General features: G+C 65.8%; 10 protein-coding genes. 3 read left to right on the plus strand and 7 right to left on the minus strand.

Annotation, left to right across the window (positions count from 1 at the left end):
• Window positions 1–31 precede the first annotated feature (31 nt).
• The 4 genes from msrA to AB0J29_RS00430 form a co-directional block, all read right to left on the minus strand.
• Entirely contained in the window at window positions 32–547 is a 516-nt protein-coding gene (msrA, locus tag AB0J29_RS00415; RefSeq protein WP_364776959.1) for a peptide-methionine (S)-S-oxide reductase MsrA, read from the minus strand.
• The gene (gene msrB / locus AB0J29_RS00420) at window positions 544–999 is read right to left on the minus strand and encodes a peptide-methionine (R)-S-oxide reductase MsrB (RefSeq protein ID WP_364776961.1); all 456 of its coding nucleotides are present in this window, start codon (window positions 997–999) and stop codon (window positions 544–546) included. Before msrB ends, msrA begins: the two co-directional genes overlap by 4 nt.
• 83 nt (window positions 1000–1082) lie before the next feature.
• The gene (locus tag AB0J29_RS00425) at window positions 1083–1970 is read right to left on the minus strand and encodes an alpha/beta hydrolase (RefSeq protein WP_364776963.1); all 888 of its coding nucleotides are present in this window, start codon (window positions 1968–1970) and stop codon (window positions 1083–1085) included.
• Window positions 1971–1979: 9 nt separating this feature from the next.
• On the minus strand, window positions 1980–3545 hold the full coding sequence (locus AB0J29_RS00430) for a phosphatase PAP2 family protein (protein WP_364776965.1): 1566 nt from the start codon (window positions 3543–3545) through the stop codon (window positions 1980–1982).
• An 87-nt stretch (window positions 3546–3632) separates the two neighbouring features.
• Here AB0J29_RS00430 and AB0J29_RS00435 point away from each other — a divergent pair, with 87 nt between their 5' ends.
• Window positions 3633–5657 (plus strand): M3 family metallopeptidase, encoded by a 2025-nt coding sequence (locus AB0J29_RS00435; protein WP_364776967.1) that lies wholly within the window; start codon window positions 3633–3635, stop codon window positions 5655–5657.
• A gap of 50 nt (window positions 5658–5707) precedes the next feature.
• On the opposite strand, the gene AB0J29_RS00440 is transcribed toward AB0J29_RS00435, so the two are convergent.
• Window positions 5708–7090, minus strand: coding sequence for an AIM24 family protein (locus AB0J29_RS00440; protein WP_364776969.1), 1383 nt, complete (start codon window positions 7088–7090; stop codon window positions 5708–5710).
• A gap of 48 nt (window positions 7091–7138) precedes the next feature.
• A complete protein-coding gene (locus AB0J29_RS00445) occupies window positions 7139–7465 on the minus strand; it encodes a hypothetical protein (RefSeq protein WP_364776971.1) in 327 nt (108 codons plus the stop codon).
• A 153-nt stretch (window positions 7466–7618) separates the two neighbouring features.
• On the opposite strand from AB0J29_RS00445, the gene AB0J29_RS00450 reads away from it, so the two are divergent.
• Together AB0J29_RS00450 and AB0J29_RS00455 are read left to right on the plus strand one after the other, a co-directional pair.
• Entirely contained in the window at window positions 7619–9088 is a 1470-nt protein-coding gene (locus AB0J29_RS00450) for an alpha/beta fold hydrolase (protein ID WP_364776973.1), read from the plus strand.
• 327 nt (window positions 9089–9415) lie between these two features.
• Window positions 9416–11968: an MFS transporter gene (locus tag AB0J29_RS00455; protein ID WP_364776975.1), complete on the plus strand. Its 2553-nt coding sequence runs from the start codon at window positions 9416–9418 to the stop codon at window positions 11966–11968.
• 247 nt (window positions 11969–12215) lie between these two features.
• On the opposite strand, the gene AB0J29_RS00460 is transcribed toward AB0J29_RS00455, so the two are convergent.
• The gene (locus AB0J29_RS00460; protein ID WP_364777859.1) at window positions 12216–13136 is read right to left on the minus strand and encodes an LLM class flavin-dependent oxidoreductase; all 921 of its coding nucleotides are present in this window, start codon (window positions 13134–13136) and stop codon (window positions 12216–12218) included.
• Window positions 13137–13189 lie beyond the last annotated feature (53 nt).

Consider the following 13189-nt stretch of genomic DNA (forward strand, 5'->3'; position numbering starts at 1 on the left):
GCCGCAACCAATTGCGGCACAAGGCCAACGGTTACTGCGCGGTCGTCTGCCGCTTCGGCAGCTTCCAGCCCGGTCGCGGGAAGTGGCAGGTGTAGCCGTCCGGGTAGCGCAGCAGATAGTCCTGGTGCTCGGGTTCGGCTTCCCAGAACTCGCTCGCCGGGGTCACCTCGGTGACGACCTTGCCCGGCCACAGGCCCGAGTCCTCGACATCGACGATGGTCTCCAGCGCGACGCGCTTCTGCTCGTCGTCGAGGTAGAAGATCGCCGAACGGTAGCTGGTACCGATGTCGTTACCCTGGCGGTCCTTCGTCGTCGGATCATGGATCTGGAAGAAGAACTCCAGCAGCGCACGGTAGTCGGTCTGCGTCGGGTCGTAGATGATCTCGACGGCCTCGGCATGGCCCGGGTGGTTGCGATAGGTGGGGCGATCGTTGCGTCCGCCGGTGTAGCCGACCCGCGTCGAAATCACCCCTGGCTGCTTACGGATCAAATCCTCCATGCCCCAGAAGCATCCGCCGGCCAGAATCGCCTTTCGCGTGTCGCTCACACATCCTCCTTCATGAACAGGGTCTTGTACCGACCGTAACCTTCCGCCTCGAGGTCATCGAGATGGATGAACCGCAGCGCCGCCGAGTTGATGCAGTACCGCAGGCCGCCCGCCACGCGCGGGCCGTCGGTGAATACATGCCCGAGATGGCTGTCACCGTGCGCCGAGCGCACTTCGGTGCGGAGCATCAGATGACTGAAATCCCGCTTTTCGACGACATTCTCGCTATCGATCGGCTTGGTGAAACTCGGCCATCCCGAACCGCTGTCGAACTTGTCGACCGAGGCGAACAACGGTTCACCGGACACCACATCCACGTAGATACCCGGCTCGTGATTGTCCCAGTACTCGCCGGTGAACGCCCGTTCGGTCCCGTTCTCCTGGGTGACGTGGTACTGCTCGGGCGACAGCGCGTCCACCGCGGCGGGGTTCCGGTTGTATTCCTGTGTCACCTGACCTCCTTATATCGGCCCCACGTACAACCCGCGGTCCGATCCGGAAAGTCCCCGCCGAGCAGCGCGTCACACTTCCGTCATTATTGCCCGGCCAGGACCTCACGCAGGGTGTGTGCGAAGGCTTCGGGCTGGCCCGGGTACCCGTGTTCGCCGCCGAGGAAGCCGCCGTGATGGCTCGGGAATACGGTTGCCTGCTGGCCGAGCAGTTCGGCGGCGGCCACCGACGTGCGTCCGGTGAAGACATTCGCGGACTCTTCGCCGACGGCGATCACGACCCGGGTCGGTGCGGCGGTCAACGCGGCGATGTCCGGTTGAAAGCTGCTGACCGCCCAGGACCGGTCGGACAGCAGCGGATCGTCGCGGGAACCGTCGTCCTCACTCGGCATGCCGAACATGGCGGGATCGGCCGCGGGCTGGGCGAAGTAGTCGTCGGTGAACTCGCCCTGCCATGCGGTCATCGCGATGAAGGTCGCCATGCCCGCGCCGAACCCCTTGGCCTCGTAGGCGTCGCGAACCCCCGCACGGGCGCGCTCGGCGGCGGCCGCATCGGGCAGCACCGGAATGAGCGGCGGCTCATGGGCCACCACCGTGATGACATCGTTCGGATGGGCCGCCACCAGAGCGAGCGCGGTGACCGCGCCGCCGCTGCTCCCGAACAACTCGACCGGCCCGGCACCGAGCGCCTGGATCAGGGCGTGCACGTCCTCGGCTTGGGTTGTCGGCGCATTGTCGGTCCGGCCGTCCTTACGGGTGCTGCGACCGAGCCCGCGCGGATCGTAAGTGACTACCGTTCGATCGGGAAAGTACGAGGCCAATGTGGCGAACCCAGTGGCATCCATGGGTTGTCCGATCATGACCAGCGGTGGGCGTCCCCCATCGGTGGGCAGCGGTCCGTGCACGTCGTACACGATGTCGGCCTCGGCGGTTGTCAGCGTATGTGTCGTCATATCGATAAGGACGTCGCCCACATCGAAAATTCATCGCACTGCGCGGAAGGCGTCGCGCAGCCACGGCGAGCGGCGGTGGTGTGGGCGGTCCCGGTCGGCCCACCGCGAGTTCGATTCGTCGCGGCGGTAGGCGGCGAGCTGGCCCGCCATCGTGAAGCGCAGGTGGGTGGCCTTGCCGATCACCTCACCATCGGTGGCCAGCGCCTCCGGCCTCGGCAAGTGCACCGACAGTTCGGGTAAGCGGCGCTCGCCGTAGACCCTGCTGTGGCCGATCGCGGCCAGTAGCAGTGCCACCAACGCACGGGTGCGCGACCAGCGCAGATCGGCCCGCAGCCAGCGGACATCCAGCAATCCGGCGTCGAGCCGGTCGCGGAAGGCGGGTACGGCGCCATGCGGATGGTAGGGGCCGTTGCCGACGAACAGGAACCACACCCGCTGCCAGCGATCGTCGAGCTGGATCTCGATCGGTTCGGCCCGGCGCAGGGTGATCACGAGCGCGGCCGCGAACGCGGGCCATTTGCCCCAGCGGGCCTGCCACTTCTCGCGCAGCCGCACCAGGTCCGGATAGGCGCCGACGCTGGCCGTATTGAGCAAATGCCTGGTGTGCGAACCGGTTTCGTCTCCGAACTCGACGCTGGCGATATCGACCGCGACCGCCTCACCCGCGCCGGTGGCATCGATGACCTCGCGCAGGTCGTAGACGCCGAGATCGCGGGCGAAATGGTTGAGGGTGCCGGTGGGGATGACGGCCAGCGGCAACGTGTGCCGCAGCGCCACCCCGGCCGCGGCGGCCACGGTGCCGTCGCCCCCGGCGACGCCGATCGCCAGTACCGGCCCGGGGTGTTCGGCGAGTGCCCGCTCGAGTTGTTCGACGGCATCCAGATCGGGTTCGGTGCGCAGCACGGTGGCGGCGGGCAGGGCCGCGATGATATCGGCGGTGGGATCGTAGTTGGGATCGCCGGAAACCGGATTCACCACCACCACAAGCCCTTTGCCCGCCACCAGTGCGGGCGCATGACGGACCGGCCTGGCCTGTGCCTCGTCCGATTCACGCACCGGCCACCAACGCCGAGTGGCCAGTGCGATGCCGGAACCCACCGCCGCACCGACGAGCACATCGGAGCTCCAGTGCACGCCGGTGTGTACCCGCGAGTAGGCGACGGTGGCGGCCAGCGGGGCAACAACCAGTGCGGTGCGCGGACTTTCGAGTGCGACCGCTGTGGCGAATGCCGCCGCGCAGGCGGCGTGCCCGGAGGGGAAGGAGGAGGATGTCGGGGCCGGTGTCAGCCGCCGGTAGGCGGGCAATAGTTCGGCAGCCGGTCGGCGTCGCGCAACGAGCGTCTTGAGTCCGAGATTGACAGCCAGGCTCGCGGCCCCGACCGAGGCGACGCCGCGCATTGCGGCCCGTCGCGGTGTTCCTGTGCGGGTGGCCAGCAACGCCGCCGAGACCAGCCACAGCGCGCTGAAATCGGCGCTCTTGGTAACCCGAAGCATGCCGCTGTCGACCATCGACGCCGGCAACTCGGCAATCGCGCTGCCGACCGCCCGATCGAATCGTCCGACTCTGTGGAACTTTCGCCGCACCCAGCTACTCACCCGCTCGACACTACCGATCGCGGCGCACGGCCGGGTACCGCTCAGCATTCAGTGCCATGGGAATGCGATCGGGCATAGGGTTCCCCTATGACGAGCAACCCGTTCTTCGAGTCCAGTGCGCTGCCGTATGAGCTTCCGCCGTTCGCCGAGATCGGTACGGAGCACTATGTGCCCGCGTTCGAGCGGGGGATGGCCGAGCAACTGGCCGAAGTTGCCGCCATCACCTCGGGCGATCAGGAGCCGAGTTTCGCGAATACCATTGCGGTGTTGGAGCGTTCGGGTGCGGTGCTGACTCGGGTCTCGAATGTGTTCTTCAATATCACGAGCTCCGATTCCAACGAGACCACCGATGCGATCGAGGCCGAGGTGTCACCGAAGTTGGCGGCACATCGGGACGCGATTTATTTGGATCCCGAACTGTTCGCGCGGGTCGAGGCGCTCTATGAGCGCCGGGAGGAATGGGGACTGGATCCCGAGGAAGCGCGGCTGCTGGAGCAATATCATATTCGGTTCGTACGGGCGGGGGCTCGGCTGGACGCGGCGGGGCAGGCGAGGTTGCGTGCGTTGAATGCGGAACTCGCCTCCGCGGCAACGGAATTCGGTCAGAACATTTTGGCGGCGACTAATGCCGCGACGGTCGTTGTCGAGTCGGCGGACGAATTGGCCGGGCTGGGGCAGGCGGCCGTGGCTGCCGCCGCGGCGAACGCTCGGGAGTTGGGGCGCGATGGCGCGTGGGCGCTTCGGCTACAGAACGTTTCGAATCAGCCCGTGCTGGCGGAACTGGCCGATCGGGACGTGCGGCAGCGCGTGATGGCGGCATCGCTGGGGCGCGGGTTGGATGACAACGGTGCGCTCGCCGTGCGGATCGCCGCGTTGCGTGCGGAGCGGGCCGCGCTGCTCGGCTATTCGGATCATGCCGCGTATGCGGTCGAGGATCAGACCGCGAAAACCGCTGCGGCGGTGGAGGAAATGCTCGGGCGATTGGTCGCGCCCGCGGTGGCCAATGCGGAGCGTGAAGCGGCCGAGTTGGCACACGCCATGGGTGGGCCGGAGCTGCGCTCGTGGGATTGGCAGTTCTGGTCGGAAAAGGTTCGGGCCGAACGATTTTCAGTGGACACGGAGGCATTGCGTCCGTATTTCGAGCTGGAGCGGGTGTTGCGCGACGGGGTGTTCTTCGCCGCCGAGCAGGTGTATGGGATCACCTTCCAGGAGCGCGCGGATCTGGTCGGGTACCACCCGGAAGTGCGGATTTTCGAGGTATTCGACGCGGACGGCAGTGCGCTCGGACTGTTCCTCGGTGACTTCTTCGCGCGGCCGTCGAAGCGTGGCGGGGCGTGGATGAACGAATTGGTCAGCCAGTCACGACTTTTGGGGAAGCGGCCGGTGGTGGTCAACAACCTCAATATCGTCAAGCCGCCCGCGGGCGAACCCGCACTGCTCACCTGGGACAATGTCCGCACACTCTTCCACGAGTTCGGGCACGCACTGCACGGACTGTTCTCGGATGTGACGTACCCGTTCTTCTCCGGCACCGAAGTACCACGGGATTTCGTCGAATTCCCGTCGCAGGTGAACGAGATGTGGATGTCGCGACCAGAGGTACTCGCCAACTACGCCACGCATCACGAGACCGGCGAGCCGATGCCCACCGAACTGGTCGAGCGGATGGCGGCGGCCGAACGGTTCGGCACCGGCTTCAAGACCGTCGAATACCTCGGCGCGACACTGCTGGACTGGGCCTGGCATCGGGTGCCCACACCCGAGGCGCTCGCCGACACCGATGCGGAGGCGTTCGAGGAGGAGGCGCTGCGCAAGGCCGGTCTGGCCATCGACGCGATTCCGCCGCGCTACCGGACCGGCTATTTCGCCCACATCTTCGCCGGCGGCTATGCGGCGGGGTACTACTCGTATATCTGGAGTGAGGTGCTGGACGCGGATACCGTCGAGTGGTTCGACGAGGGCGACGCATCGATCCGGGAGAAGGGCGAGACATTTCGCCGTGAACTGCTCTCGCGCGGCGGCTCGGTCGACCCGCTCGCGGCTTTCGAATCCTTCCGCGGCCGTGCACCCGAAATCGAACCGCTCCTGGTCCGGCGAGGTCTGCTGAACTGATCCGAGGCGCTGGAACCGGCTGTGGCCCAGCCGGTTCCAGCACAGGATGGTTATCCGAACAAGCCGCCGAGCACGCCGCCGCTTTGTCCGGCGTCCTGACCGCCGCCGGTACCGCCGATGAAACCGCCCGGCGGCAGTTCCGACGGCTGCACGATGACGAAGCCGCGTCCGGAGAACGACAGCGTCAGCCCCTCACCGGTGCTGCGGCCGATAAGGCGGCCGAGACCGAAGGAGTCGTTGCGTTTGATGCTGGTGGACAGACTCGACGACCAGGCCACCGCGGCCTGCGGATCGGCGTAGGTGGGCTGGTCGACATTGAGGACGACGGGGTGGCCATCGGTGGTGATGGCGATACGGCCGCGGCCGGTGAACACGCAGTTGAAGAAGCCGGCGTTACTGGCGAAACCGGCCGCGCCGTGGACTCTTTGGATGTTGTAGGACAGCGACGGATCGAAGGCAAGCACATTCGCGCCGTTGATAGTGAGTCCGTCGGTGCCGTCGAGATCGACGATGTGCACGTCAGCGGCGGCATTGGCGAGGAACAGGTCACCGCGGCCGGACACCTGCATCAGCGGCACACCCTCGCCGGTGAGCCGCTGCTGGATCGCACGGCCGATACCGCCGGAACCGAGTGCCTTGAAGTGCAGGTCACCCTGGTAGGCGACCATCGAGCCGGCCCGCGCCATGGTCTCGCCATTGACAGCGACCTTGACCATCTTGCCGCCCTGCTTCTGGATGCCGATGCCATTGACCTCGGCGTGGCTCGGATTGAACAGTTCGCTCTGCATCGGCAGCGCTCCTTGCTGGGGTGACATCGATGGCGGCGGTACGGCGCCGGACGGGGGATAGGCGGGCGGAACCGGAGCCTGCGGCTGGTACTGCGGCTGGGCTGGATAGTGCGGCGGGGCCGAAGCCGGCGGCGGCGGCGCCTCGGGTTCGTCGTCGATATTCACCCCGAATGCCGTTGCGATTCCGGCCAACCCGTTGTCATAGCCCTGCCCGACCGCGCGCACCTTCCACGCACCGCCGCGCCGGTAGATCTCCACGCACACCACGGCCGTCTCGGTACTGAGCCCGGTCATCGGGAAGGTCAGCGTTCCGGTATCGGATCCGATCGTCGCGGTCAGCGAACTCGCGCCCGCGAAGGTCGGCGGGCCGCTGCCGTCGAGGCTGGCGGTGACCACGACCCTGTCGACATCGGCGGGCAGCGCCGAGGTGTGTATGTCCACCATGTCGCCCGCGCCGCGGCCGTGCCGATAGGTGACACCGGGGCCGACCGGCTGATTGAAGAAGACGAAGTCGGCATCGGACCGAACCCGCCCGTCGGCCCCGAGCAACAGCGCCGACACATCGACCGACGCCGCGCAAGTGACGGTCACGGTCATCCGGTCGCCGGGGGCGGGGCGGTTTTCCCCGCGTGCGAGTGCGGTCACGGCGGACCGCCCCGGTCGATACGTCCGAGTAGCATGCGATTCACGGCATCAAGTGTGTCGTGCGTTCCGCCCGAATGTCACCACCTGCGACAGATCCGGCCACGGCGGCCTGCGCAGTACGGCGAGCGTGGCGATGACCGCGGCCAGCAGACCGATCAATTCACCCATCAGCGCGATCTGGGTCGCATCGACCGCGGGTGTCCAACTGACCTCGCCGTCGTGGACCACGAAGGCACCCACCGGACGAGCGCTGCGCAGCAGGCCGCTCGTCCTGGTGACGGTGATGACCGTGGTGCCATCGGAAGTTTCGTACGGTTGCCCGTAGGCGAGCGAATCATCTACTGTCCGTGATGGATTCAATGGGTTGCGAAGCACGCATTCCTCCCCTCGTCGCGGGACCGGCGGCAGCGCGGCCCCCCTTGGAGTATCGGCGGCACCACCAAATGTGGCAAGGGTGCCCTGCCGTGGTGTGTGGTACCAAGTTGCGGGATTTGCAGGTGAGAGGGGAGTGGGTTGTCGGCGAGGCTTGTGCGGTGGTTGGTACCGGTAGCGGTCGCGGCGGTGCTGATCACCGTGCCCGGGGCGCAGGTCGATCCGGCATACCGGTTCTATCACCAGCGACTGCACTGGCACGCTTGCGGTGTCGAGGATTTGGACAAGGCCGGGGCCGAATGTGCGGAGGCGCTGGTGCCGCTGGATTATTTGCGGCCCTACGACCGCACGCTGAAGATCGCGATATCCCGAGTCCGGGCCACCGATCCGGGTCAGCGTCATGGTGTGCTGCTGGCCAATCCTGGCGGCCCCGGCGCATCGGGTTTGGACGCCGTGGATCTGCTCGGTGACGTGCTCACCCCGCAGGTGCGAGCTCGTTTCGACTTGATCGGCATGGATCCGCGCGGTGTCGGCGATTCCGGGCGCACGCCGCGCTGTGGCTGGCCGGTCGGCGAAATGATCCATTCGGCGGGGCTGGATTCGCCGGGCTTCGCGCGGGAAACCGCACTGGCGACGGATATGGCCGCCGACTGCCTGGCCGATGATCCGGTGAAGGTGCGTCAGCTCACCACCCGCAATACCGCCCGCGATATGGATGTCATCCGAGTGGCCTTGGGTGAGCCGAAGCTGAGCTACTACGGCGTCTCCTACGGCACGTACCTCGGTGCGGTATTCACTCAGATGTTTCCCGAACGCAGCGACCGGATGGTGTTCGACAGCGCGATCGATCCGGACCGGTATTGGACCGGCCTCGTCCAGGATTGGGGTCCCGCCGACGAACGAGCGATCGATGAATGGTCGAATTGGGCTGCGGGACAGGATGATACTTATCACTTCGGGGCGAGTCCGGGCGATGTGCGCACAACGTTGACGGAGCTGATGGCCGCAGCGGCACGCCAACCGATCGTCATCGACGACTTCCCGATCGACGATCACTGGCTCCCATTCCTCTTGCACAACACGGTGACCGATTTCCGGCGCAACCAAGCGCTGGCCGAAATGCTCCGCGAGATCGCCGATGCGGCGGGCGGCCCACCGGTGACGGCGCGGGCGCCACGACTGAAGATGGTTGTGCAGTCCTTGCGATCCGAAGAGAACTCCACCCTGGCCCAAATCGCCTGCGGCGATGCCGCGGCACCGACGGATCCGGCGTGGTACGCGAGCAATATCGAAGCCAGCCGCGCCACGCAGCCGATATTCGGCCCGTTGGCCAACAATATCCAGCCCTGCGCATTCTGGCCCAGACCCGTCGAACCCGCGACCACCGTGCGGAATTCGGTTCCCGCGCTCATTCTGCAGGCGACCGGCGATGCCCGAACGCCGTACACCCACGGTGCCCGGCTGCATCAGCACCTATCCGCATCCCGCATGGTCACATTGCAGGACATCCGCATCCATATGACCTTCCGGCCCGACCTGAGCGCATGTGTCAACAATGCGATCAATACCTATTACGCCGACGGCGCCTTGCCTGCCGCCGATGTCACCTGCCATGCGGACCAGTAGGAATCAGCCGGGCACGACCGCCGACGAGTGATACAGCGAACCGCATTCCGGAGGAGAAGCTGTTCGTTCTCCGTCGGGCAGTATGATCGACCCACGGCCGCTGATTTGTCGGCGATCCGCTCGGCCGCTGAGGCATTGGATATCGGATGATCCGACCAGGCCGTTTCGCCTTGGGCGGCCGTATGTATATTAGCGAGCGCAACTAGTTGCAGGGGATCGGCGTGGGGGCAGATCGCTTGTGGCGCAGTGTGCCAATTGCTCGACCGGCTCGACTCAGGTTTCGCGAGCACTTCCACCATGGATAGCCGATCAGAACTAGGGCTCATTATGACGAATTCGACCACCCAGGCCCCGGCAACGCCGCCGGACCTGAATGCCGGTGAGGGTACGTCACTGTCGCACCGGCAGATTCTCACCATCCTGTCCGGACTGCTGCTCGGCATGTTCCTCGCCGCGCTGGATCAGAACATCGTGAGCGTCGCGATCGTGCGGATCGCCAACAGCCTGGATGGATTCGACGAACAGGCCTGGGCGACCACGGCATACCTGATCACAGCGACGATCACCACGCCGCTGTACGGCAAGCTGGCCGATATCTATGGTCGAAAGCCGTTCTACCTCACCGCGATCGGGCTGTTCGTCATCGGTTCGGTCGCCTGCACCTTCGCCACCTCGATGTATGAACTCGCCGGATTCCGCGCCTTCCAGGGCCTGGGTGCGGGCGGGTTGATGTCGTTGGCGTTCACCATCATCGGCGATATCGTGCCGGCCCGGGAGCGGGTGCGCTACCAGGGCTATTTCATGATGGTCTTCGGTTCGGCGACCGTGCTCGGTCCGGTGCTCGGCGGATTCTTCTCGAACTACGACGAGCTGTGGGGTCTCGAGGGTTGGCGCTGGGTGTTCCTGGTCAATGTGCCGATCGGTGTGCTCGCGCTCGGTGTGGTCGCCAAGGTGCTCAATGTGCCGCATCAGCGCCAGGATCACCGCATCGACTGGTTCGGCGCGGTGGCATTGACCACCTGCGTCGTGCCGCTGCTGATCGTCGCCGAACAGGGCCGGGATTGGGGCTGGACTTCGCAGCACGCGCTCATCTGCTACGGGATCGGTGCGGGCGGGCTGCTGCTGTTCGTGCTCGTCGAATTCCTGATGAAGGACGCGGCGCTGATTCCGATGCGGCTGTTCAAGAATTCGACCTTCAGTGTGACCATCGCGGGTGGGTTCATCGTCGGTATCGCGATGTTCGGTGCGATTGTCATGGTGCCGCAGTACTTCCAAGTGGTGCGCGGATATTCGCCGACCAAATCGGGTCTGCTGATGCTGCCGCTGGTGTTGGGGATCATGTTCGGTTCGCAGCTGGCCGGAGTGATCACCAAATTGACCGGGCGCTACAAGATTCTGCCGGTGATCGGGACATTCATCATCGCGGTCGGCGCCGCGCTCTACGGGCAGGTGCATTACGACAGTCCGCTCTGGCAGCCGCTGGTCTACGGCGGTGTCACCGGCTTCGGGCTCGGTTGCTGCATGCAGACCCTGATCATCGCGGCGCAGAATGCCGGTCCGCGTTCGGATATGGGTGTTTCGACCGCATCGGCGACCTTCTTCCGGCAGATGGGCGGCACCCTCGGTGTCGCGATATTCCTGACGATTCTGTTCAATCTCTTGCCGCACCGGATCATCGACGCATTCGGTGGTGCGCTGCCCGCCGGCTTCGATGCCGCGCAGTTGAGCACCATGCAGAGCAATACCAGTGGGATCGCGGCACTGCCGGACGAGCTGAAGGTGCCCATTCTGATCGGGTTCACCGATTCGATGCACGGCGTCTTCTATGTCGCCGCGGGGGTTGCGCTACTGGCCTGCCTGGTGCTGATGTTCATGAAAGAGATTCCGCTGCAGGACGATCCGGTTCCCGCGCCGGAGCCGGTAATTTCGGAGGTCGAATCCAGCTGGGCCGATGCACCGCTGCGCGAGGGTGCTGCCGAGGTGCTCTCCGAACCCGAACCGGTGCTGGCGGGTGCGGTCGGCCGAGTCTCGGTGGAACATGACGGCAATGGCGTATATGTGGCGGCCGTTGTGCCGCAGTCGCATTCGGGTCTCGACTACGAAGGGGCATCACTCGGCGGGCGCATCGGCCGTGAGGACGGCCGACCGGTGCCCGGCGCGGTGCTGACCTTGATCGACCATCGGGGACACCAGGTTTCGCGCGCGACCGGGGAGACCGACGGCGGCTACCGCATCGAGGCGCCCGCCGCGGGCAATTATGTCTTGATCGCGTCGGCGACCGGACACCGACCGGAGGCGGTCAGCGTGGCCATCGGACAGCGACAACAGTCGCTCGACCTGACCCTCACCGGGTCCGGCGAATTGTCCGGTGTGGTCCGCTCGGCCGGGCGCGGCACCCCGCTGGCGGGTGCCACCGTCACACTGACCGATATCCACGGTGAGGTCGTCGGCGCCGCAATTACCACAGGCGATGGCGCGTACGTCTGCCACGGCGTCGTCTCGGGTACCTACACCCTGGTGGCCGTTGCCGAACATATGCGTCCCAGCGCGACCACGCTCACCATCTCCGACAGCGGTCTGTTGCGGCACGACATCGAGATGGCGTCCATGGCCGTACTGGCCGGATCCGCCTGGGCCAACGGTGATCGAGTCGTCCCGGATATCCAGATCACCGTCCTGGACGCGTCCGGCGACCTCACCGCCAGCACCCACACCGACGCCGACGGCCGCTACCTGGTAACCGACCTTCCCGAAGGCCACTACACCGTCATAGCCCGCGGTTACCCACCGGTCACCACTCGAGTCACGGTCTCCGGCGGCGAGGTCACCCACGACGTCCGCCTCGGCTACGAACCTGCCGAAGCCCCCGAACCGCGCTGACCGCGGCTGGAGGATGTCGCCGCCAGCTAGCAGATGTGCGCCATCACAGAGAGGTTGTCGACGAGGTGCGCCGGTGGCGGCGCGGGCATATCGAGGGTGCCGGCTGTCGAGCAGGCGGTGCGAACGGACCAGGTCACACCGGATGGATCGGCCAGCAGTGGAGTCGGCGCGCGAATCTCCTTGGCATGACCGCCGACGCGGCCCTTGTGCCGTCTGCCGAGCGGTGCGCCAGCGTTACCGCACCCGATCAGTCGACGTGCGGCAGCGCCTCCACGGCAATGCGTTCCATTTGGGCGGCAACATCGAACAGCGGGTTGATCAGGATCATTTCCGCGCCGGCGGCGGCCACCTCGCGTAGGCCCTCGATGCAGTCTTTCGGTGTGCCGTGCACGGCGACGGGCATCAGGGTTCTGCCGAATTCGCCGTAGAAGTCGATCAGCGCGGCGGCCATGCGCTCTTCGGCCCGCGCCGGATCGTCGTCGACCGCGATGTAGACGCGCTTGGCAATGCGGAAATCCGATGGGGCACCGGAGTTTTCGGCCAAAGTCTCGCGCACGAACCGGACCTGCTCGGCGAATGCGGCCGTCGTAGTCGAACCGGCGCCGAAGAATCCGTTGCCGTACCGAACCGCCCGCCGCAATGCCGCGGGTGTGCCGCCGCCGAACCACAATGGCGGATAAGGCTTCTGGAATGGCTTCGGCTCCATGGTGGCGCCGGTCAGCTGCCAGAACTCGCCCTCGATATCGATCCGTGGCTGGGTCCACAGTGCCTTCATGACGCGCAGGCCCTCATTGAAGCGGGTCACCAGATTGTCGGCGGGATCGACATCGAAGGCCGAGAACATCCGGTTGCGGCCACCGATCCCGACGCCGATCTCGAGCCGGCCGCGGGTGAGCTGATCCAGCGTGCTGATGCGTTTGGCGAGATGCACAGGATTGTGCAGTGGCGTCACGAACACCGCGCATCCGAAGCGCAGCCGCTCATTGCATGCGGCCGCGAAGATCAACAACTCGATCGGACTCAGATTGGGCGCGGATCCGAGCAACTGCTCGGTCGTCCAGGCGCTCTCGAATCCGAGCGCCTCGGCTCTATCCAGGTAGGCCCGCAGATCTTCCGGTTGGAACGATCCGTCGGGTATGAGCTGCGGAACCGAAATGGCGTATCGCATCATCCGAGCCTAGCGTCGACTCGATCGTTCGGGCCCTAGAGCCAGACCGGAAC

The sequence above is a fragment of the Nocardia sp. NPDC049707 genome (assembly GCF_040674855.1).
In the GTDB taxonomy this organism is placed as follows: Bacteria; Actinomycetota; Actinomycetes; order Mycobacteriales; family Mycobacteriaceae; genus Nocardia.